Source organism: Nostoc sp. C96 (assembly GCF_059384975.1).
Genome location: NZ_CM182020.1, coordinates 4,835,535 through 4,859,039, shown reverse-complemented (window position 1 = coordinate 4,859,039; position 23,505 = coordinate 4,835,535). Strand labels below are relative to the sequence as shown.

20 protein-coding genes are annotated in these 23,505 nt (G+C 40.0%); 3 read left to right on the top strand and 17 right to left on the bottom strand.

Translation table 11 applies throughout. The annotated features are described in order from the left end of the window. Window positions 1-109 precede the first annotated feature (109 nt). Window positions 110-463 carry a hypothetical protein gene (locus AC504W_RS20800; RefSeq protein ID WP_096579531.1) on the bottom strand — a complete coding sequence of 118 codons (354 nt, stop codon included), beginning with the start codon at window positions 461-463 and terminating at the stop codon, window positions 110-112. Between the two features lie 368 nt (window positions 464-831). Here AC504W_RS20800 and cdf31 point away from each other — a divergent pair, with 368 nt between their 5' ends. Beyond that, window positions 832-1,722: a CDF family zinc efflux transporter Cdf31 gene (cdf31, locus tag AC504W_RS20795; protein WP_494874117.1), complete on the top strand. Its 891-nt coding sequence runs from the start codon at window positions 832-834 to the stop codon at window positions 1,720-1,722. Between the two features lie 63 nt (window positions 1,723-1,785). Here the strand turns inward: cdf31 and AC504W_RS20790 are convergent, their stop codons facing one another. Then, window positions 1,786-2,193, bottom strand: coding sequence for a response regulator (locus AC504W_RS20790; protein WP_103124424.1), 408 nt, complete (start codon window positions 2,191-2,193; stop codon window positions 1,786-1,788). 875 nt (window positions 2,194-3,068) lie between these two features. On the opposite strand from AC504W_RS20790, the gene AC504W_RS20785 reads away from it, so the two are divergent. Both AC504W_RS20785 and AC504W_RS20780 read left to right on the top strand, forming a co-directional pair. After that, window positions 3,069-5,387: a PAS domain-containing protein gene (locus tag AC504W_RS20785; protein ID WP_494874116.1), complete on the top strand. Its 2,319-nt coding sequence runs from the start codon at window positions 3,069-3,071 to the stop codon at window positions 5,385-5,387. Between the two features lie 466 nt (window positions 5,388-5,853). Continuing rightward, on the top strand, window positions 5,854-6,036 hold the full coding sequence (locus AC504W_RS20780) for a replication restart DNA helicase PriA (RefSeq protein ID WP_096579525.1): 183 nt from the start codon (window positions 5,854-5,856) through the stop codon (window positions 6,034-6,036). Between the two features lie 68 nt (window positions 6,037-6,104). Here the strand turns inward: AC504W_RS20780 and rlmN are convergent, their stop codons facing one another. From rlmN to AC504W_RS20705, 15 genes are all read right to left on the bottom strand, one after another. Beyond that, on the bottom strand, window positions 6,105-7,172 hold the full coding sequence (gene rlmN, locus AC504W_RS20775) for a dual-specificity RNA methyltransferase RlmN (protein ID WP_494874115.1): 1,068 nt from the start codon (window positions 7,170-7,172) through the stop codon (window positions 6,105-6,107). Between the two features lie 71 nt (window positions 7,173-7,243). Further along, the gene (locus AC504W_RS20770) at window positions 7,244-7,690 is read right to left on the bottom strand and encodes a hypothetical protein (RefSeq protein ID WP_494874114.1); all 447 of its coding nucleotides are present in this window, start codon (window positions 7,688-7,690) and stop codon (window positions 7,244-7,246) included. 516 nt (window positions 7,691-8,206) lie between these two features. Next, window positions 8,207-9,271 carry a 3-deoxy-7-phosphoheptulonate synthase gene (gene aroF, locus AC504W_RS20765; RefSeq protein ID WP_494874113.1) on the bottom strand — a complete coding sequence of 355 codons (1,065 nt, stop codon included), beginning with the start codon at window positions 9,269-9,271 and terminating at the stop codon, window positions 8,207-8,209. A 15-nt stretch (window positions 9,272-9,286) separates the two neighbouring features. Next, window positions 9,287-10,381, bottom strand: a complete 1,095-nt coding sequence (gene trpD / locus AC504W_RS20760) for an anthranilate phosphoribosyltransferase (RefSeq protein ID WP_494874112.1) — start codon at window positions 10,379-10,381, stop codon at window positions 9,287-9,289. Window positions 10,382-10,387: 6 nt separating this feature from the next. Next, window positions 10,388-11,617, bottom strand: a complete 1,230-nt coding sequence (gene trpB / locus AC504W_RS20755) for a tryptophan synthase subunit beta (RefSeq protein ID WP_494874111.1) — start codon at window positions 11,615-11,617, stop codon at window positions 10,388-10,390. A 109-nt stretch (window positions 11,618-11,726) separates the two neighbouring features. Beyond that, the gene (gene trpA, locus AC504W_RS20750) at window positions 11,727-12,542 is read right to left on the bottom strand and encodes a tryptophan synthase subunit alpha (RefSeq protein WP_494874110.1); all 816 of its coding nucleotides are present in this window, start codon (window positions 12,540-12,542) and stop codon (window positions 11,727-11,729) included. 104 nt (window positions 12,543-12,646) lie between these two features. Continuing rightward, the gene (gene trpC / locus AC504W_RS20745; RefSeq protein WP_494874109.1) at window positions 12,647-13,483 is read right to left on the bottom strand and encodes an indole-3-glycerol phosphate synthase TrpC; all 837 of its coding nucleotides are present in this window, start codon (window positions 13,481-13,483) and stop codon (window positions 12,647-12,649) included. 72 nt (window positions 13,484-13,555) lie between these two features. Then, on the bottom strand, window positions 13,556-15,757 hold the full coding sequence (locus AC504W_RS20740; RefSeq protein ID WP_494874108.1) for an anthranilate synthase: 2,202 nt from the start codon (window positions 15,755-15,757) through the stop codon (window positions 13,556-13,558). A gap of 294 nt (window positions 15,758-16,051) precedes the next feature. Next, window positions 16,052-17,428, bottom strand: coding sequence for an alkaline phosphatase family protein (locus AC504W_RS20735; protein WP_494874107.1), 1,377 nt, complete (start codon window positions 17,426-17,428; stop codon window positions 16,052-16,054). 40 nt (window positions 17,429-17,468) lie between these two features. Beyond that, entirely contained in the window at window positions 17,469-18,710 is a 1,242-nt protein-coding gene (gene eboE / locus AC504W_RS20730) for a metabolite traffic protein EboE (RefSeq protein ID WP_494874106.1), read from the bottom strand. Then, the gene (locus AC504W_RS20725; RefSeq protein ID WP_494874105.1) at window positions 18,707-19,942 is read right to left on the bottom strand and encodes a 3-dehydroquinate synthase; all 1,236 of its coding nucleotides are present in this window, start codon (window positions 19,940-19,942) and stop codon (window positions 18,707-18,709) included. Before AC504W_RS20725 ends, eboE begins: the two co-directional genes overlap by 4 nt. Window positions 19,943-19,963: 21 nt before the next feature. Further along, window positions 19,964-20,788, bottom strand: a complete 825-nt coding sequence (gene tyrA, locus AC504W_RS20720; RefSeq protein ID WP_494874104.1) for a bifunctional chorismate mutase/prephenate dehydrogenase — start codon at window positions 20,786-20,788, stop codon at window positions 19,964-19,966. A 47-nt stretch (window positions 20,789-20,835) separates the two neighbouring features. Next, window positions 20,836-21,735 carry a UbiA-like protein EboC gene (gene eboC, locus AC504W_RS20715; RefSeq protein ID WP_494878711.1) on the bottom strand — a complete coding sequence of 300 codons (900 nt, stop codon included), beginning with the start codon at window positions 21,733-21,735 and terminating at the stop codon, window positions 20,836-20,838. Window positions 21,736-21,765: 30 nt separating this feature from the next. After that, window positions 21,766-22,689: a TatD family hydrolase gene (locus AC504W_RS20710; protein ID WP_494874103.1), complete on the bottom strand. Its 924-nt coding sequence runs from the start codon at window positions 22,687-22,689 to the stop codon at window positions 21,766-21,768. Then, the gene (locus tag AC504W_RS20705) at window positions 22,686-23,441 is read right to left on the bottom strand and encodes an EboA family metabolite traffic protein (RefSeq protein ID WP_494874102.1); all 756 of its coding nucleotides are present in this window, start codon (window positions 23,439-23,441) and stop codon (window positions 22,686-22,688) included. Before AC504W_RS20705 ends, AC504W_RS20710 begins: the two co-directional genes overlap by 4 nt. Window positions 23,442-23,505: the final 64 nt, after the last annotated feature.

The window sequence follows — 23,505 nt, the reverse complement described above, 5'->3', positions numbered from 1 at the left end:
GTGTAGGGGTGAATAGGTTTTCCATTTTAATATCCTTACACCCCAATACATAGCTGAAACTCTGCTGAAATACCTAATTTTTAGTATGACTGCGAAAGTCTGTCCTAATTTATGCGACTTGTTCTAAATATTGGTTAATGTCTTCAATTAGCCGAGTTAGTTCGGTTTCGGTAGTTAAGCGGATGGTGACATCACGCACTGTCAACAGAACTTTGGCCGCAAAGGGAGTAGGCCAGATATTTGGATTGCAGAAAATTTCTAAAAATACCTCGCCAGTATAACGGTATTCTAAGGGCGGTTGGGGAGTGATTTTAGCACCACCACCAGCAGGTTTAGCTGCGACAGCTTTCAGGCGCTCCATTAATTGGTCAATCGCCGCTTTTAATTCTCGTGCGGCTTGGGCTGAAAAACTGAAGGAGACAGAACCTTCAACTAAGTTCAATGTCAAAGGAGTTGAAGCCATGAGCTTGATTAAATTTTTGATACTTACCTCATGTTACCGGAAAGTTGATCTTGGCTGAGATTAAGTCTCTGTCTACAGATATTGAGTTATCCTACTCGCTGGTATGAATTGACTAAAGGATTCATCTAAAAATAAAATTAATGAATATTTTTGATGAATTAATGATAAAACTACCTAATTATCAAACCTGTATTATTCGTAATTACCAAGCTTGTAGCCATTATTAATTAAAATTAATTGCAACAACTTCTCCAAATTTTTTAAGTCAATATAGACAATAATTCTAACTAAGCTAAAAGTCGTTTTATCTGATTAACGTTTTAAGTTTTACACTTAGAAGTCATAGAACTTACTGTTAAAAAATATTTATGACTTACGATAATCGGAAGACGGTAAGAAAAGTTTTAATTATTACCCTACTGCTCAATCTGTTTGTTATGGGATTAAAAGCGGTTGTGGGTTATTGGACTGGTTCTTTAAGCCTGTTAGCTGATGCTTTGCATAGTGTGACAGATAGTGCCAATAATGTTTTAGGATTATTTGCTAGTAAGTTTTCTTCGCCACATCCTGACCGTGAACATCCTTACGGACATCAAAAATTTGAAGCGGTGGGAGCTTTAGGAATTGCGGCTTTTTTAGGTATAGCTTGCTTTGAAATTCTTCAAGGAGCAATAGAGCGCATTATCAAAGGTGGTGATCCAGTACGTATTGCACCACCAGAGTTGTGGTTATTACTAATAGTTTTGGGGGTAAATATTTTTGTAGCGTTTTACGAACGGAAAGTAGGTCATCAAGTAGGTAGCCCAATTTTAATTGCTGATGCTATGCACACAATGAGCGATGTTTGGGTGACAATTTCGGTGATTGGCGGTTTGATAGGAGTTTGGCTTGGTTATCAATGGCTAGATATAGTGTTGGCTTTTCCTGTGGCTTTGTTAGTATTTTGGAGTGGCTGGTCAGTGTTAAAAGCTAATTTACCTTGGCTGGTGGATCAAATGGCGATCGCACCAGAAGCAATCCATGAAATCGCTACTTCTGTACCGGGAGTACTGAACTGTCATGACATTGCTTCTAGAGGTATTTTGGGTAGGCAAGTTTTTATTGAAATGCACTTAATTGTAGATGCACCAGATGTCAAAACTGCACACCGCATTACGGAAAATGTGGAAAGGCTATTGGAAGAACGCTTTCATCCTGTGAGAATTCTCATTCACGTTGAGCCGCCAGAATATCGATCTGAGCAAATTAGTTTTAATTAGTCAATGGTCAATGGTCATTTGTAACAAAACCAAATTAACTACACAACACCTGTCACCTGTCACCTAATAATTTTTACCGTTAGTCACTGAACTGGCGACAATTTCTACTAGTTCATTTGGATCAACTGGTTTAGCTACATGAGTTTGAAAACCAGCTTCTAAGGCGCGGACACGATCTTCAGTATCACCGTAGGCGGTTAAAGCAATTGCTGGGATTTGTCCACCTTGGTCTGGTTTGAGCGATCGCACTTTGCGGATGAGAGTGTACCCATCTTCCTCTGGCATTGCAATATCACATACCAAAACTTCTGGCTGTAGCTTAATCAGCGCTTCTAGTGCAGCGGCGGCTGATGCTACTGCGACAACATTGGCTCCATCTGATTCTAAAACGGTAGTGACGTAAAACCGACTATCATCATCATCATCAACTACCAAAACATTTAAGCCAGCAAGAGGTAGAGGAGCTTCCATAAAATCTCCGTTAACTTTGAAAAATGTTGATTTTTCCAATTGAAATTTTTATTTTTCCTGAGCAACTATACTATTGACAATTTTACTGCGATCGCACTAGATTTTACATAAAAAATCCTCATTTCATCCTGTCGCATGACAATTTCCTAATTTTTACTTGCTGGCATTTTTATTTACTACCTCAATTAATTTTTGTGAATAATTATCTGCTGCAAAATAAATAATACTCTAATCAATATTATGCTTAATATGACCTGTTATCAAAATTGATGATTCTCTAACTCAAGTCGTATTTCTTAAGACATAGCGCTCCTATTTGATTGATCAACTACCATTAGAGCCACGGAGTAGGGAGTAAATTTGTTGGTCAATTATTTAAGAATGCTAGATACAGCAACATTCAGCAGTAAACAGCCGCTATCTCTAGCTTTAAGCCCTAGATTTTGTATTTTACTACTTAAAATTCTCTATACATTAGGAATCTAATTTGATTTGTGAAATCTTTAGGGAAGCCACTGCCTTAGAAAGGTTTACTGGCTTGTACCCTGCTGCAAAGCGAAGCCTACGCCCTTACGTTTGGGCAACATGAAGTGAGATAACTGACCACTCAAGTTCAAAAATCAAATATGATTCCTAGAGAATATAGGAATTAATACTTACTTTATAGATACTAAGTCTTTTCCTAAATCAAATATGCGTCTTATATTATATACTTTCAGGATAAATCCAATTGCCATAGAAATATGTTATCGATATTGTGTTAATAGCTATATTTTAAAGCTAATCAAGATCAACAAATTGGCACAAACAATCCCAAGTTTGATCACCGATTAGTTAGATATTGTGATTATCCCTGATGCTGCAAGCAATTAGTCATGGTGCAACCGCTGACCGTTTTAATCATCGACGATTCCCCTGAAGACCGTGAGGTTTATCGTCGTTATCTGCTGCAAGACCAGGAATATAGTTACACCATTCTCGAATCAGAATCGGGGGAGGAAGCCCTAGAACTATATCGGCAATTTCAGACAGATTGTATTTTATTAGATTTTTTATTGCCAGATATGGATGGGCTAGAGTTTCTAGCAGAATTGCCAAAACTCGCAAAAAAATTCATCCCAGCCGTGGTGATGTTGACTGGGTATGGTAACGAAGCTATTGCTGTTCAGGCGATGAAAAGTGGTGTTCATGATTATTTAGTCAAAGGACAGACAACAGCAGGACGTTTGCATTCAACTATCCACTCAGCAATAGCGCAAGTAAAGTTGCGTCAAGAACTACAACAAAGTGAAGCACGTTTGCGCGAGAGTCAGCAGTTCATTGAACGCATAGCTGAAACTACACCAGGAATTTTGTATGTTTATGATTTGCTAGAACGGCGGAACCTTTATTTAAATAGTCAGGTTAATAAACTGCTTGGTTACAGTCCCCAACAAATTCAAGACTTGGGTCAGGAATTCTTGATCAGGTTAATGTATCCAGAAGATTTACCTTTATTCTTTCTCCATCTGCAAAAAATTGCCACGGTAAAAGATAACGAAATTGTAGAATTTGAATACCGGATGCGCCATGCGGATGGCCAATGGCATTGGTTTTACAGTCGAGATACTGTATTTATCAGAAATGATGATGGTTCGCCACGGCAAATTGTTGGGACAGCTTATGATATTACTAACCGCAAACAAACGGAAGCACAGCTAAGTTTAAGTAACGAGCGTTTTCAACTAGCCGCAGCAGCAGTTAATTGTCTCATCTATGACTGGAATATTCCAGAAAATACAGTTGAGAGGACAGAAGGTTTAACTCGCATCTTAGGTTACTCTCCACAAGAAGCAGAACCAACTCAAGAATGGTGGATGGAAAAAATACATCCTGAAGATAGGAAGTTATTGCAGAGTTCTTTCGAGAAGATGTCTGTGGATAATGACTACTATGCTGTAGAGTATAGAGTCCGCCATAAAAATAACCAGTATCGGTATGTGTTGGATCAGGGAGTGATTACACGAGATCAAAATGGGCAGCCATTACGGGCGGTTGGGAGTACAACCGATATTAGCGATCGCAAATATCAAGAAGCTGCTCTGCGTGAAAGTGAAGCGAAGTTCCGCAGAATCGTAGAATCGAATATTGTTGGTATTTATTTCGGTGATTTTAGCGGTCGCATATATGAAGCCAATGATGCTTTTTTACAGATGTTAGGTTACACTCGCGCAGAATTCACAGCCGAAAATCTGCGTTGGGATACTTTATCACCAGCAGAATATCAATACCTCGATCAGCAAAAAGTTCAAGAATTGCAAACTTCGGGAGTTTGTACTCCTTTTGAAAAGGAATATTTTCGCAAAGATGGTTCACGTGTGCCAATTCTTGTAGGAATTGCTCGCATTGATGGTACAGATAAGCCAGGTTATAGTGTCTGCTTTGTGCTGGATATTACCCAACGCAAACTTGTAGAAATACAACGTCAACAGCTATTGCAATTAGAACAAACCGCACGGGCGGAAGCAGAAGCTGCTAACCGCGCTAAAGATGAGTTTGTGGCAATGGTATCACACGATTTGCGATCGCCTTTAAATGCAATTTTGGGTTGGGCGCAATTACTGCGGACTAAGGAGTTTGACAAAGAACGTGTCAACCGTGCGCTAGAAACAATTGAGCGCAATGCTCTATCTCAGGCAAAACTTTTAGAAGATTTGCTGAATATGTCTCAGATTTTGCGCGGAAAGTTACACCTAGAGTTGAAACCAGTAGATTTAGGCGCGATTGTCCGCGCAGCCATTCAGACTGCTTACCCAACCGCCAATACAAAAAATATTCATCTAGACTCTGTGATTGATCAGCCCATACCTGCAATAACTGGTGATGGCGATCGCCTACTGCAAGTTTTGGGCAATTTACTCTCTAATGCCATTAAATTTACCCCAGACAACGGACGAATAGACGTGAAACTATTTCGTCATGAATATCATGCTGAAATCACTGTCACCGACACAGGTATTGGTATTAGTCCAGAATTCTTACCATTCGTGTTTGAACGCTACCGCCAAGATTATCGTATTCCCAAACAAGGGGGTTTAGGTTTGGGTTTAGCGATCGCTCATTATTTAATAGAACTTCATGGTGGCACAATTCAAGCTCTCAGCCTTGGGGAAGGACAAGGTTCTACCTTCAGTATCAAGTTACCTTGGCAATAAATCTCACCTGAAAATATGTCAAATAATTGACGCGTAATTCAGCAGTCAAAATCAGTAACGAGTAATTTCTCCTTAGCATTCATAAAGATTAAGCAAAGTTTAAAATTGAGATTTTGTTACCAAAGATACAGTAATCCTTGGGGATTAACTTTTGAATACATAAATAAGTATGTAAAAATTTTGGAATGACGCAAAATAAAGCTCTCTCAAAGTTTTAATCATAGGGATCATCTCATTTCTAAGTACAAACCACTTCTCAGTGAATTTATATATCTAAAGTGAGATGATAAAATCCCCTAAAGATTAAGATAATAAATCAAGGCATTGTAAAAGTTTATTTAGCTAAAATTTTTCTTAAGAAAACCAGTCAATCTTCTGGTAGTTTGTTACGTTGGTTAAACCTAACATCGAAGTTTAAACTAACTTTTCTAAAAGTTAAAAAATAGTTACATCCAGGGGTTTAAAAATGCAGACAGTACTAAGTATTCACTGCCCAAATTGTGGTAGAAAAGCGGAGCGTTATTATATTTTGGATAGTGAATTAACGCGGACACAATGCTCAAGTTGTGATTACTTAATGATTAGTTGCACACGTACTGGCAAAGTGATTGAAGCTTATGCCCCGGGAATTCAACTAACTAAAAGGTAAAAGTAAAAGAATAGTGAAGTATGGGTGGGTTAATTTCATACTTCAGACTTCAAACTTCAAAATTCAGTTTACTTTTTATTCATTCTCAGTTGTCCACAAGCTGCATCAGCTTCTAAACCACGAGAATAGCGAACACTAACAGCAGTGTTTTGTTGTTGGAGAACATTGACAAAAGCTTGAATGCGATCGCGGCTAGGGCGTTGATAATCAACTTCTTGAATTGGGTTATAGGGAATCAAGTTGACATGGTTCTGGAATCCTCGCAGACGTTGTGATAATTCCAAAGCGTGTTGTGGTAAATCGTTCACACCAGCCAGCAAGACATATTCAAAAGTGACACGGCGGCCTGTAATGGCTACATATTCCCGACATTCAGCCAGTAAATCTTCGAGAGGATAAAAGCGGGCGCTAGGGATAAGTTTTTCTCGGAGTGCTTGGTTAGGGGCGTGGAGACTCACCGCTAAGGTAACTTGCAAATGATGTTGGGCAAATTGACGAATGCGATCGCGAATTCCGACTGTAGAAACAGTTAGCATCCGCTGTCCAATTCCCATATCTTGATTTAAAGATGTAATTGCGCCTAAGACATTATCAACATTTAGCAATGGTTCACCCAATCCCATAAACACCACATTGCTAACTCGTTCCTCAAAGTCCTCTTGTACAGTTAACACCTGATCAATGATTTCATGACGGCCGAGGTTGCGTTTATAGCCACCTTTACCAGTGGCGCAGAAATCGCAAGCCATTGCACAACCCACCTGGGTAGAAACACATACAGTTAACCGCTTATCGGCGGGAATACCCACAGTTTCGATAATTTGCCCATCAGCTAATTGCAGCAGAAATTTGACTGTACCATCTGGTGCAACTTTGCGGAGGTGGATGCTGGAACGGCCGATGGGGATATCTGCAATTTCTGAGCGCCATTGTTTAGGAAACACAGAAATATCAGCAAGCGATCGCACTTGCTGATGATAAATCCAATCATGTAATTGTTTGCCTCGGTAAGCTGGTTGTCCCTGCTGCTGTACCCAAGCAGTTAACTCGCTAACCGAAGCACCGAGTAGGGGGGGAATTTCTAATGTTTTAGGGGCGGGTGAGTTAACTTGAGAAATTGATGGCGTAGCAGACATAGGAAGAGACTTACCGTTAAGACTTGGATCTCTATCCTAAGCTGTTACGCCAAAAAATTGCATCTTTAATTTTAGTATCCACTTACATATCTAATTACTCGCTCTGTTTGAATAACCCGACCATTTTTGACAATTTCAAGGTTGGCACCATTGACTATATATTCATAGTTGTTATTGGTCGCCACATATCCTGTACCTTCTTCAGAGTAAGCACGGAGAGAACGGATACCTTTACCAGTTGACTTAGAAATCCCCGTATAATACATTTTTCTATTTTTGTTACAAATATATATATGAAAATTAGCAGTTTCAAAATAAGCTTCTAACGTTCCTCCACCTGCATAGCGAGGACAAGAAGTTGCTTTGGCAATCATTTGACTATTAACTACTGAAACTGGAGTAGTTTCTAATTGTGCAGCACTCGCAGATGAAGATATGCCGACAATTCCAGCTAGTAGTGAAACTGTAGCTAAAATTAGCGAAAAAGACTTATTTTTTGTCTGATAAAAGCTGTTCATAATCAGTCCTAAAGTTTGATTACTATCAGCTTCAAACTTAACTTAGGGTTTTTCGGACTTTTAGAGAAAAAACACTTAAATTTAGATAAAATCTTAGACTTTGCATAAATATTGTATGAACTCATAAAATTCATCTCGGAACACGTTTCTTCTTGACGCGACTAGAAATTAGTGAAATGAATCAGTCTGATTTCCTCATAAGAGGATGTGTGAAAAGTCGTAAAGTATATCAAAAACCTCTCCCCAAAGCGGAGAGAGGCTTTGATGTTAGTTACCAAAAATACTTTTCAAACAACCTCTAATACAGTTTCACTTTAATTTTGATACAAATAGACCGTAGAGGTGCAGGGGCAAGGGGAAAGAATGGAAAACCAATGAATTTGTATCATTTTTTTCGTGAAATAGTATAAGAAGTCAGGGATTTGAGCAAGAGCGATTTTCAGAAATCAAAAAGGATTGCTATGTCCTGCGCCAATTATTGATGAAAATGATCCTGTTTTAGGCATGAAATTCAGATTAAACAGTCGCAAGTAAAGCTGGTGTAGTCCAACGTCCAACAACTTTACCAATCACTGACATTTCATGTGTTAAGCGATCAAATCCTTCAGGTGTTAAAGATTGTGGCCCATCAGATAGCGCTCTAGCTGGATTAGGGTGAACTTCAATCATTAAAGCATCAGTACCTGCGGCGATCGCAGCAAAAGCCATCGAAGGTACATACTCAGATTTACCTGTACCATGACTTGGATCAATCATGATTGGTAAATGAGTGAGCGATCGCAACACGGGAATGACAGATAAATCTAAAGTATTGCGGGCATATTTACTATCAAAGGTTCTAATCCCCCGCTCGCAAAGAATTACATTCGGATTTCCCGCTGCGAGAATATATTCAGCGGCCATCAACCACTCGTCAATTGTGGCAGACATTCCCCGCTTGAGCAGAACTGGTTTATCTTGTGCGCCGACTTTTTTGAGCAACGCAAAGTTTTGCATATTGCGCGCACCTATTTGGATAATATCAGCCACTCTTGATAATGCTGCTAAGTCGGTAGCATCCATAAGTTCTGTGATGATGCCTAAACCTGTTGCTTCACGCGCAGCTGCTAACAAATCTAAAGCACTCTCTCCATACCCCTGGAAAGCATAAGGAGAAGTACGAGGCTTGTAGGCTCCACCACGCAAAAACTTGGCACCAGCAGCCTTTACCCGCTTTGCTGTCTCAACAATCATTTCCTCATTCTCAACAGAACAAGGCCCTGCCACCACTACTATCGGATGCTGCTCACCGATATAGACATCACCGTTAGGTGTGGGTACAACAACCTCGCTGGCTTCTCCATAGCGGAATTCTCGACTTACCCGCTTGAAAGGTTTTTCCACACGTAATACTTGCTCAATCCAAGGGCTGAACTCTTGGATTTGCATCCGATCAAGAGTAGAAGTATCGCCAATCATTCCCAAGATGACTTTATGTTCACCAACACTTTTTTCGACTGTGACTCCCCAAGTGTTTCTCAAACCTTCGCTGATGCGAGTAATTTCATCAATGGGTGTACCATTTTTTAGGACTACAATCATTTTCGTTTTCCTTAATTAGTGTAAAAATTCAGCAAGTTGTTCTAACTTTGTCCAAGCAGCACCACTTTGCAGAACTTCTTTAGCCAAAATAATGCCTTTGACACAACCCTCTAAAATGTCTGTTGTTTCAATTGCTTCACCAACTTGCAATGCCAAGGCTGTATTTAAAGCGACTACATCCTGTTGTGCTGGAGTGCCTTTTCCTTGGAGGACAGCTTTTAAAATTTCTGCGTTCTCTTGGACATCGCCACCGCGTAATGCTTCAGTTGGTGCGGGATTTAAACCAAGTTCTTGCGGATTGAGCGTCAGACAGCGGACTTTGCCTGCTTGCAGCACAGCTAAATCAGTCACATCTGCCAAACCTGCTTCATCTAATCGTTCTCTGCCGTGGAGTGCGATCGCTTTTCGACATCCCAATTGGGATAAGGCTTGGGCGATTTCTTCAATTAACAGTGGGTCATTTACACCGATGATTTGCCCTGTCGGTCGCATGGGATTTACCAAAGGCCCAAGCAAGTTAAAAACAGTCCGCACTTTCAGAGTTTTGCGTAAATCAGCAACCGCCTTGAGTGCTGGATGCCAGCCAGGAGCAAACAAAAAGGTGATGCCAACTTCATTAACTGCCGCTTGTACCTTCTCTGGGTGAGCGTTGAGATTTATCCCCAAAGCTTCTAACACATCAGCAGAACCCGCCTTGCTAGATGCAGAACGATTGCCATGCTTGGCAACTTTTACCCCAGCAGCAGCAGCAACAAAGGCTACCGCCGTAGAAATATTGAAGGTTGAAGCACCATCGCCACCAGTACCGCAGGTGTCGATTAGGGGAGTGGGGAATGAGGAATTGGGAGTAGAGTGAGAAGATTGAGATTGTAGGACGCTGGCCATACCTACTAGTTCTTCTGCGGATACACCTTTGGTTTGAATTGCGGTTAAGATGGCTCCTGATAAAACCGGGGGAATAGCCTCTGTTAGCCAACCGTGCATTAAATCTGTAGCTTGGTCAACTGTCAATGATTGCCGTTTGAGTAGTTGTTGCAATAAAGCTGACCAGTCGGATGAAGCAGAACTAACCGAGATTTTGTCTAGGGGATTTTGAGTTATGGCTACCATATTGGATTAATGATTCAGAACTTTAGCGACAGTTTGGACATCCTTGTCACCTCTACCAGAGCAGTTGATAACAATGCGGGGGCTGCCATCTAACTGTGGACAGAGGTTTTCTAAATAGGCGATCGCATGAGAAGTTTCTAATGCTGGAATAATTCCTTCTAGTTGCGAAAGTCGTTGGAATGCTTCTAACGCTTGCTGATCAGTCACGCTGTAATATTCAGCACGTTTAAGATCCTTCAAATAACTATGCTCAGGCCCAACACCGGGATAATCTAATCCAGCACTAATTGAATGAGCTTCAATAACTTGACCATCATCATCTTGGAGAATGTAGCTCATTGCACCGTGCAAAACTCCCACCCTACCTAATGTCAGAGTCGCAGCGTGTTTTTCTGTATTCACACCTTCCCCAGCTGCTTCTACACCAATCAGACGCACAGAAGGTTCATTGACAAACTCATGAAATAATCCGATCGCATTGGAACCACCACCCACACAAGCTAACAGGATATCTGGTAGTCCGCCCCATTTCTCTTGAGCTTGGACGCGAGTTTCTTTACCGATAATGGCGTGGAAATCACGCACCAACATCGGATAAGGATGAGGGCCAGCTACAGAACCCAATATGTAATGTGTTGTTTCAACATTCGTTACCCAATCTCGAATAGCTTCCGAAGTAGCATCTTTGAGAGTGCCAGTACCAGCTTCCACAGGCCGCACTTCTGCTCCCATCAACTTCATCCGAAACACATTCAGGGCTTGGCGTTCCATATCATGGATGCCCATGTAGATTACACATTCCAAGCCAAACCGCGCACACACAGTTGCAGTTGCTACACCATGCTGACCTGCACCTGTCTCGGCAATAATTCTCTGCTTGCCCATCCGCTTGGCTAACAATACCTGAGCCAAAGCGTTATTAATTTTGTGAGCGCCTGTATGATTTAAATCTTCTCGTTTTAAGTAGATTTGCGCCCCTGTACCATCAGGTCTGGCGTAGTGTGTCGTCAGACGTTCCGCAAAATACAACGGGCTGGGTCTACCTACATAATCACGAAGTAAATTTTGTAACTCAGTTTGGAAGTTAGCATCATGACGGTACTTTTCAATAGCTGCTTCCAACTCACTTAAAGCAGGCATTAAGGTTTCAGGTACATACTTACCGCCAAACTTGCCAAATCTGCCTAAAGAATCAGGTTGTGCAAATGTATTCTTAATATCTGGAGTACTGACCACAGTCTAAAATCCTCTCACATTCAAAACTTTGTCTTTTCTTCTTCGCGCTCTTTGCGTTCTTTGCGGTTCGTTAATCTTTCTTTTATCGAACCGCCAAGTACGCCAATATTTATTTAGCTACGACTGGTTGAAGTGATATTGCTGATTTGAGTTCTCGACACAGTTGTTCTACTGCTTGTAGTCCTTCAGTTGGACTACCTTCTGCGAGACGTTTGACGAAGGCGCTACCGACAATGACTGCATCTGCACCCCATTCTTTAACTTGAAGTGCTTGTTCTGGTGCGGAGATACCAAAGCCAACACCAATAGGTTTATCGGTGACACTGCGTAAGTCTGTGAGTAAGTGTTGTACACGGTTTTGGATTTGAGATCGCATTCCCGTAACGCCTGTGACACTGACGAGGTAGATAAAGCCTTGAGATTGACGAGCGATCGCATCAATCCTATCTTTAGAACTGGTAGGTGCTACGAGTAAAATCACTTCAATCCCAAAAGATGCGGCAGTTTGAATTAATTCTGCTGCTTCTTCTAAGGGTAAATCTGGTACTACTAAACCTTTCACACCAACATCAGCAATTAAAGCTAAAAAAGACTTAATACCGCGATGCAAAATCGGATTGTAGTAAGTAAATAAAATGATTGGTGCTTTTAAGCTAGGAATTACATCTGTAAGTATCTCTAGGACTTGTTCTAATTTCGTTCCTTTTTGTAAGGCGCGAGTTGCTGCGGCTTGAATTACAGGCCCATCTGCCAAAGGGTCAGAATAAGGAATACCCAACTCAATAAAGTCAGCACCATTGCGATCTAAAATGCGTAAAGCATCGGCGGTAGTTTCTAAATCTGGGTCACCTGCTGTGATGAAGGGAATTAAGGCGCATTGTTGGCGTTGGCGTAAAGTTTGAAAGTTATTAGAGATAGTAGTCATAGTAATGCGTAATTCGTAGTTCGTAATTCGTAATTTTTTCAAGAAAAGGTTCAGGGAGAAAGGATTTATCTTTCTCCTTGACCCAACTTCTGCAAAGAGTTGATTTAGAATTGGTGAGTTTTTTCTAATAAATTATGCACAGCTTGTTCTACATCGTTTTGTTTAACTAATGACTCTCCTACTAAAACGGCTCTAGCACCAACTTCAGCGACAAAAGATAAATCCGCAGGTGTATAAATTCCAGATTCGCTGACGAAAGTGAGATCTAAGCTTTTTAACTGTTGCTGTCGCTGCGATAAAAGCTGCTGTGTTGTTTTTAAATCTACTGTAAAATCTTCGAGGTTGCGGTTGTTAATTCCAACTAAACGTAAGTTGTCTAGTTTTAAAACTCGATCTAGTTCAGGCAAGGTATGGACTTCTACTAAAGCATTCATACCCAAGTCATGAATGATTTGTAAAAATCTTTGCAGTTCTTCGTCTGATAAAATCGCGGCAATTAATAAGACTGCATCTGCACCTGCTGTGCGTGCTAGATAAATTTGATAAGGTTCAATAATGAACTCTTTGCATAGTAGAGGTAATGTAACTTGCGATCGCACTAAGCGCAGGTTATTAAAACTACCTTGAAAAAACTTTTCATCAGTGAGAACCGAGAGACAAGCTGCACCACCATTTTGATATGATTGGGCGATCGCTACTGGGTCAAAGTCTGCTCTAATAATCCCACGGCTTGGTGATGCTTTTTTGACTTCGGCAATTAAACTAGGATGATGAGCATTTTCCTGTAAGGCTTTCAAGAAATCTCGCACAGGCGGCGCAGCAGGTAACTGATTTTGTACAGCCGTTAAAGGCAATTCCTGCTGCATTTGTGCGACTTCTTGCTGTTTATGCCAAACAATTTCTTCAAGGATATGCCTAGGCGAAACAACTTGTTTAGTCATAAATATTCTTTGCGTCTTTGCGCCTTTGCGTGAGGTAAATTAATCGCTGGATTTAGTAATAATAAATGACTATTAACCAATAACCACTGACTCTTTTGTTTGTGTATATGTCCGCACTACATTTTTAATAATTGCCAGACCAACTTCTCCTGCTAAAGTCATGATTGATTCTGGATGAAACTGTACAGCAGCAATGGGGAGTGTTTGATGTTCAATACCCATGATTACTTCGTCATCAGAAATCGCTGTTACCTTCAGTTCTTTAGGTAAACGTTGTGGGATTGCAAACAATGAATGGTATCTCCCAACAGTAAAAGATTCCGGTAAGCCTTGGAACATCACCGAATCAGACGCAGTGACGAAAACTCGTGAGGATTTACCATGTTGGGGATAGTTAAGCACTCCCAGTTCTCCGCCAAAAGCTTCTACAATACCTTGCAATCCCAGACACACACCAAACAGAGGTATTTGGCGACGGACGCAAGCAGCGACAGTCTCCGGAACTTTGAAATCACTGGGTCTACCAGGGCCAGGAGATAATACAACTAAATCTGGGCGTTCTGTATCGAACACAGATTCAGGGAAACCATGACGGAGTGTAGTAACGCTTGCACCTGTAGAACGAATGTAATTAGCGAGTGTATGAACAAATGAATCTTCGTAGTCAATGAGTAAGATGCGTTTACCAGGTTCAACATTCGGAACACATTTACTCAAGTTTGTAGCACTGCAATCGACAATTTTTTCGTCTTTTTGTTTAGCACGACGAATTGTTTCAAATAACGCCGCACCTTTGGTGATAGTTTCTTGTTCTTCTGCTTGTGGTACAGAATCATACAAGAGAGTCGCACCAACTCGCACTTCCGCAATTGAATCTTGCAAGCGGATGGTTCGCAGAATTAATCCGGTGTTTAAATTACCGTTGAAATTCAAATATCCAACTGCACCACCATACCAACGTCGGGCGCTGCGTTCGTGCTGTTCGATAAATTGAATTGCGGCTCGTTTGGGTGCGCCAGTAACTGTCACAGCCCAAGTGTGACTCAAGAAAGCATCTAAAGCATCAAACTCTGGGCGCAAGATACCTTCGACATGATCTACTGTATGGATGAGGTGGCTATACAATTCAATTTGGCGACGACCAATAACTCGTACTGAACCGGGTTCGCAAATGCGGGACTTATCATTGCGGTCTACGTCAGTACACATGGTCAACTCAGCTTCATCTTTGGGTGAGTTGAGTAAAGAACGAATTTGTACAGCATCATCTAAAGCATCTTGTCCCCTGGTAATTGTGCCACTAATGGGACAAGTTTCTACACGCCGACCTTCCACACGGACAAACATTTCTGGCGATGCACCGATAAGGTATTCACCACCAAGATTAAAAATAAAGCCGTAAGGACTGGGATTAATTTTTTTGAGAGTTTCAAATAGGTTGCTTGGTTGTTCTTCGCAAGCTGTGAAAAAGTTCTGGCTGGGAACTACTTCAAATAAATCACCCCGACGGAAGTAATCGAGGGCAAATTCAACTTGTTTGGCATATTCGCCAATTTGATGGTCAGCATGTTGAGTAGGAGTTAAGCGTTGACCTCGATAATCAACAGATTCACCTGTGCGCGGCAAATTATAAGTGCTGCCGTGTGCTGTGATAAAGTCATACTCTATGCGAAACGCTTGTTGCTGATAGTAGTCAACAACTATCAATTCGTCGGGTAAATATAAAACTAAATCTCGCTGATCTGTAGGACGTTCTAAACATGGAGAAATTGGTTCAAACTGAAATACTAAGTCGTAACCAAATGCACCATACAATCCTAAATGTTCGTCTTCTTGACTAGCAAATGTATGCAGAATTTCTCGAATAACTGTAAAGGTTGAAGGTTGTTTACTGCGTTCTTCTTCCGTAAAACATTGTTCTGTGGGTTTAACTAATCCAGTGATGCGGTTTTGGTTTTTAGTTATGTGATGAAGTTGTTGTACTTGGGATAAACGCTCAAACAGTAAAGCTAAGAGAATTTTACCGCGATCGTTTAGTGCTGTCAGAGTAAAAGTATTTTCTCGTGTAGTTATTTCTAATGGTGGATTAATGAATCCGATTGCCCATCGCTTATATCTTCCTGGATATTCGTAGCTGCTAGTTAACAAGCCTCCACGTTGAGAATTGAGGTAGAACAGAATTTCTTCAATGGCAGTATCCATCTTGACTTCTGTAATTGCACGAGAGACGCGCACGTTATCCAAGGTTGTGTAGGAATGGGATTCAGTAATCATAAATAAATTATTTAGTGTTTTAAGAACTAACTTGGAACGATGAGAAAATTATGAAACTAGAATATCTATTGATGTGTTTGTCAGATATTTGGTAGATAGAAAAACATAAGATTCTTTATTTAGCCTACTCAAAATAAACTGGCTAATGAATGAATAATTTTTCGCATAAGATAACATTTTATTTGTGATTAATATTATTTTGTTTGGATGAATACAAAATTAATATTTTTTGATTTAATCCCAGCATCTTTAGGAAGATATTTTTATTTATTGCTTCTATCAAAAGATAAGTATTTAGTTTTTAGTTAAATGCTCAAGAATTAACTGACAAACACTACTAGCTTGTATAGATGAAAAATCAAGTAAATTGGTTTGTTGGCTAATCAATAATGGCCCTTCACCCAGAGAAGGCGGAAGACAACCGTGTGAACCTTTAACTAAATCAGCGTCTAAAGGAATAACATCCATCAAGTAGCGAAAGCCTAGTTTTTTCTGTAAAAGTTTCAGTGCAATTTTGGCTTGAGGTAATTTGATTTTTGGGTCTATGAAAAGTTCTACAGGGTCGTAACCTGGTTTGCGGTGAATATCTACAGTTCTGGCAAAATCAGGAGCGCGAGAATCATCCAGCCAGTAATAATAAGTAAACCAAGCATCTGGTTGTGCTACTGCAACTAACTCTCCTGAACGAGAATGGTTGAGATGGTAAGCTGGCTTTTCTGTTTCGTCTAGAACTTGTGCGACTCCATCAATTTCTTCAAGCAGCGATCGCACTTTTGGTATATAAAAAGGATCATTAACATAAACGTGAGCCAGTTGATGGTCTGCAACTGCAAAGGCTTGACTCGCACCCGCATCTAGCAGTTCTCGTCCGAGTTCTTCTCGTATTGTTAATAAACCGTTTTCTCGCAATACGCGATTAATATGTATAGGTTTAGATACCGATGTAATTCCGTATTCTGATAAAACAATGACTTGTGCGCCGCGATTTTCGTAAAATTGAATCAAATCTCTACATACTGCGTCAATTTCTTGTAAATCCTTGGCTACTTTGTTTGTGTCAGTGCCATATTTTTGTAAGCAGTAGTCTAGATGGGGTAAATAAACTAGTGTTAGTGTTGGGTTGTGGTGTTCTTCGATAAATTTTGCTGAGTCTGCAATCCATTGAGTAGCACGAATCGATGTATTAGACCCCCAAAAGTTAAATAAAGGAAATTGACCTAATTTTGATTGGAGTTGCGATCGCAAGTTTTCTGGTTGAGTATAAATATCAGGGAGTTTTCTCCCATCAGCAGGATACATTGGTCGCGGCGTAACTGCATAATCTGCTGAGGAGTACATGTTGTACCACCAAAATAAGTTAGCGCAGGTAAAGTTGGGGTCTATTTGTTTAGCAATATCCCATACTTTTGGAGCTTGAACTAATTTATTTGACTGTCGCCAAAATTTAATTTCACACTCATCTCGAAAATACCAACCGTTAGCAACAATTCCATGTTCATCAGGTGTTTTACCTGTAAGATAGGTTGCTTGTGCTGTACAGGTGACAGCAGGTAAAACGGGTTCTATTGTTACGGCTTTTCCAGAATATTTCCAACGAGAGAGAAAGGGGGTATGTTCGCCTATCAAGTTGGGTGTTAATCCGACTACGTTGAGAACTACTGTTTTTTGCATACGAACCGCCAAGTACACCAAGGACGCGGAGAAAGAAGATTTAACTGTGGACTAGTTGTTTTGTTAATAGGTTGCTAAGAACCCATTCATATTCACGTTGAATTGATGCTGATAAGTCTAGTTTGATTTCATCGGGTAATACTTCCCAGGTATAGGTTTCAATTTCTAGGTGGTTGCAGAACTGATAATTTTGCAGCAGATTTAGGACACTTACAATGTCATCTTGAGTGGATTGTAATAGTTGATAATCACGGACAAAAATAGGAACATGGAAGTGAATCCGCCATTCTTCATCGGTTGTGTTTTCTATGTTTGGTAAGGCGGTTTCTAAGTCTGAGTAGTGAATGAGCCTGTTATTATTTGTCCGAGCAATTACTTGATGTAAATATGTTGATTCAGCGAAAGGTTGCAACTTTTCTAATATTAAATGGCGTTGTTGTGCCTCTTCGGGTATATTCAATTGTAAGGCTGCACTAATCTGAATTTTGCCGATTTGAATTCCCGCAGCTTGAAACTTTTGTAAAACTGAGATGGGATTTTCGTACTCTACAGCAAAATGACAAGTGTCGTAACAAACGCGCACATGGTCTAATATGTATTGTTCGGCAGTTTCTTGAGTAATTACTAAATGCTTGCTTAAATAATCTCCAGCAATTGGTAGTAAATATTTTTGGAAATAATCAATTACTTCGTCTGCATTTTCAATTAAACCGTCTGGTTCCGGTTCTAAATCTAAATGTAATAATTTTCCTTGTTCAGTCCGAATGTGTACCATTTGTTCTACTAGTTGTGCTATCTGCAAACTAGCACTTTCCATGACTGAATTTTGAACAAGTTGATTTCCTTTGAACCAAGGTTTGTAAGATAAGGGTAATGTAGAAATACTACCTTCTATATCAGGTGGTAATAATTCTGCAAGAATTTGCGTGAGTTGTAATGTGTATTCTAAGCGTTCTGGTTTTGACCAATCTGGTGCATAAACTTGGTCTTTAACTATTTGTTGATGAAATTGTCCGTAGGGAAATCCATTTAAAGTAAATACGTATAAATCTTGTTCAGTTAACCATGACTGAAACTGAGATAAAGTATTTTCTTGAAGTAATTGTTTAGCTGCTATGGCTGCTAAACGCAAGCCAATACCAAATGGTTTATCTGGTGCTAATTTTGCTTTTAGTGGTGGAATATATTGCTGGAGGTTCGCAAAAACTTTTTCCCATTCTTCGCCAGGGTGAATGTTAGTGCAGTATGTGAGGTGAAGATTTTTTTTGATTCCTATTTTCATATTTCACCTCGGTTTATTGTAACTAGGTTCTGCTGTTGTTCAAAATCACGCAGTAGAGATATTGCTTGTTTATATAACGACAAATCTACTTCGTGAACTTCAATTCCTTTACCAATTCTTTGTAGCAATGTCAGAGTTAGTTCGCCACCTAAATGTTCTCGAAATTCAGTCAAACCTCTGAATAAACAACGGATATTTTCAGACGATGATTGTTCAGCTAGTTCTGGTACATATAAGGTAAAATCTAGCCCTGCAAGTGTGGTTAATATCTTTTGCCACTCTCTATGAGACAGCATTCCCAGAAGGTAAGAATATGTACTATCCAAAGCAATACCAATTGCTACAGCTTCTCCATGTCGTAATCTATAGTCTGTTAATTGTTCTAGTTTATGTGCAGCCCAATGTCCAAAATCTAGAGGACGAGATGAACCCATTTCAAAAGGATCGCCAGCTTTAGCTATATGTGCTAAATGTAACTGAGCGCAACGATAAATAAGTTGCTGCATACTTTCCATATCACGCTGCGTTAGGGCTGTGGTGTGAGTATGGATAAAATCAAAGAAGTTAGCATCTTGAATTAATGCAACTTTTACGGCTTCGGCAATTCCCGATCGCCAATCGCGATCGCATAATGTAGTCAAGAAGGCAGAATCGTTAATGACTGCATAAGGTGGGGCGAATGTACCTAAAAAGTTCTTTTTACCAAAGGCGTTGATCCCATTTTTTACGCCTATACCCGAATCATTCTGCGCCAACACTGTTGTCGGAATGCGAATTAGGCGCACTCCCCGATGTGCTGTCGCAGCTGCATATCCGACTAAATCCAATACTGCACCACCGCCAATTCCTAATAGATAAGAATGACGACATAACCCTGCGGCTTCAATTAATTGGTGGATTTTTGCTAATAAATTTGGTTCATTTTTTGCCGCCTCTCCCCCAGGAATCAGCATTGGTTCCACAGCTAATGTGATTACCTCTGCATAAAACTTAGTATAGTTAATTAATTGTGTTAGTAAATCTGGACAAAATTCTAATAATCCAGCATCTACTAACGCGATAATTTTCTTCGGTTTCTTTTCGCCGTCAGCTGCGATCGCCTGTGCTAAAGTAGGATTTTTTAAATTAAAAATATTATGAGTAAAGTGAACCTCATAGTTAAAATTTACTGTGATATTTTGTCGAATAGATTGTCCAGAAAACTTAGTTTCTTGTTCAACATTAATTATCATAAATTTTTAATTTTAATAAATTTATTTTTTGAAAAATTTTTGAGTCTTTTCAAACTCTCGAATTAAACCTTCTCTATCTTTTTGCTCTACTAATTTCGCCAATCGACTATAAGTATTCGCTAATGAATTAATTGCTTGACATCTTTCATCAGTGGCTAACATAATGTCAACACACAAATTAGGATTTTGGCAAAATAAACGCTGTAAAATTTCAATTTCTTGACAGAAACTAGGAGATGAAATTGATAAGCTCTGCTCTAAGTCAATGTTAGACTGAGCTAAAAAAATGCCAAGGCTAAGTCTACAAAAATGCTGTGTTGCTTGAATATAGACCATCATGCGATCGTGTTCTTCTGGGCTATAAGTAATTAATTCTGTGCCTTGATTTTGCAAAAAATCTAACAACCATTGAAATGATTCATGATTACGCCCAGGACAAACTACTATTTTTTGTTCCCAAAAAGATTTGACACTTGGCCCAAACATAGGATGTAATCCCATTACAGGGCCAGTATGGTGTTTCAGCATTGCTTCTGTTGGCTGACTTTTAATACTTGTGATGTCACACAAAGCTGTATTAGGCGATAAGTACTTAGCCGCACGCTGAATAACATCAACTGTATATTTTATCGGCACACTTATTAATACTAAATTTGCATTATTGAGCAGTTTGTCGGCATCAGCCCAATCTTCTTGTTCAAGAACATTTACTGTATGACCTACAGACAAAAGTTGTTCTCGAAATAACTTGCCCATCCTACCATGTCCACCAATGATAGTAATTTGTTTAGCCTTGACATCTTTGATTGAGGCTAACTTTGGGTTAAGTGAGGATTGCAACATCATTTGTTAGTCTCCAATTTTCCAAAATTCATATATTGAGACTGATTGCGTTAAGTCACAGCAAATATTTTGGCTAATATCATAGAAATTGGCAGAAGACTCAAAACTAATAAACCGTAGGATAAGCCTGCAAAACCAGCAGCCACGGTCGTATCTAAAATAATTAATGACAACACACCAGCTTTCACAGCAACCCGAATTTGTTCTGGAGTAGGTTGGCGTACAGCTTGAATAAAAGGCAATAGTACTCGAATACCTAATAATATTAAGAATGGAAATGCAGTTATAACTTGATAGTCTGTCAGCCATCCTAATACCAGAAGTCCAACAATAACTGCAACTATTAGCAATAGTGCGATGATACCCGTACTGTGTTTTGCACCATGTACTTCACCGCGACTAAGAATAGTAATTGCTGCTATATAAACTAGGGGAATTAGCGCTAAAAACCAGTAATTTTCTAAGGCTGCGGGGACGACACTCACCCCTAGTAATAAATTACCGCCTCGGCAAAGCCCCATATTGATCGGGCCGAGAATGGGGTGATGCTTGGCGATCGCATCATATAATAATGCAGATAAGGCGATCGCGATCGCCAATATCCCACTCAGCCACGAAACTTGTGCCGCAGCCACTACACCCACCATCAACAACACGCTTCCTAATAAAGTTGCACCTGTACGCGAAGCTCTATTACTGGGAATTGGCCTTTCTGGACGTTCTTCGGCATCTAATTCGGCATCAAACACATCATTAAATACAATACCGCCGCCATATAAGCCAGTGGTCGCTAAAATTAACCATAGCAGTGGTGTCAGATTTGCTTCGACAAAATACCCAGAAGCTGCAAAGCCAGCCATGATATCTGCCCAGGCGGTGATAATATTGGCAGGACGGAGTAATTGCAGATATGCCCAGAAGCGTTGAGATTGAAAGGTGGCGGTGTTCATATTTTGACTCATTCAAAGGCCTAGAGAGGTTTATTCAATCAGTGCGTATTCATGGTGCGACTCTACCAGTGGTTCTTGCCCTCGGAGGACGGAATTATCGCTGAATGTTTGTCGCTGGTCGATGGGTGAAAGGTTCAGCCAGTCAGATTCGTGCATTTGACCGCTTTGTCCGTATGCTGTGAGGGCATTTTGATAACAAACTTTCTCCACATCTGCGGCGGGAATCCCTCGTTCTAGCATGAGTAAAGCAGTTTTAGGAACAGCTAGAGGGTCGCTTACTCCCCAGTCAGCACTGCTATCAACAATGATGTTATTGCTTCCATATTGCCTGACAATTTCCACCATCCGAGCATTGCCCATTTTGGTATTAGGATAAATTGTAAATGCTGCCCAAAAGCCTCTATCTAAGACTTCCGCTACTGTTTCTTCGTTGTTATGATCAACAATTACCTGGGATGGTTTTAAACCGTGTTCAATGCAGACATCCATACTACGGCTCGTCCCCGCCTTTTTATCGCGGTGGGGTGTATGAATCATCACCAACATATCTAGTTCTTTGGCAAGTTCTAGCTGGAGGCGAAAATATTTGTCTTCGGCGGGTGTTATATCGTCATAACCAATTTCGCCAATGGCAACTACACCTTCTTTGCAAGCATACAGCGGTAATAATTCCATAACTTGCTCTGCTAAAGCTTCGTTGTTAGCTTCTTTAGAGTTCAAGCCAATTGTGCAGTAATGTTTAATGCCAAACTGTGAAGCCCGAAATCTTTCCCAACCAACTAAGCTGCTGAAATAATCTTGAAATGAACCAACATTAGTCCGCGGTTGTCCCAACCAGAAAGCTGGTTCAATTACTGCCACAATTCCCGATTTCTGCATCTGCTGATAATCATCAGTTGTGCGCGAACTCATGTGAATGTGGGGGTCGATAAACATCATATTACTAGTATTCATAGATATTTTTGTGAAAATTTAGTGGGCATCTGATTTTGCAAATCTTCTAAATCAATAAATTTTTCAACTAACGGCCAAATTTCTGCCGAAACTGAACGGTTAGCACTCCGACGTTCGTGAGCATAATCAATTAACATCCTTGCCAATTCAGCGTTAGCACGTAAATCCAAACCTTGAATTAACTGCAAATAACTACCCACAAATAACGCTTTCAACACCATCTGATTCCATGCCAAATTATCAAAATATTCGGCTGGATAAGGATTACATAAAGCCACAGCATTAAATACTGCGGTCATATTGCTACGAATTCCTTCCGCCGCCCGCTTTTGTAATTTTTCTGGGTAAGGTAATAAAGGTAAGGCTTGATAAAGTGTTACCAGTTCCCCAACATCAGCGGTGATAAATACTTGTTCTAAAGCAGATAAATATTTATCTGCTTTAGTTTGTGCCAGAGTTAATACTAGTAGTGTACGCGCCGTTTGATCAACACTCCAATGGCTAGGAAACCAGCCTGTTCTTATTGCTGAAGCATGATTTAAATCTTGAGAAGTTAATTTCAGTTGATGTTTGCCTGTATAACGAGGCACTCTACTAAAAGCACTAAAAAATACTCGTGTATTAGCGCCGCTATTTATTTTCTCTTTAGTTTCATTTAGCCAAATAACAGCTTCTTGAGTAACTTGTTGTGTTACCCAGTGATATAATAATTCATTGATATTATTTATTTTGTAATCAATTACAGCAGACATAATATATACCTAAATATTAGGGATTAGGAATGAGAAATTAATAGTTTTATTCCCAAATCCTAAC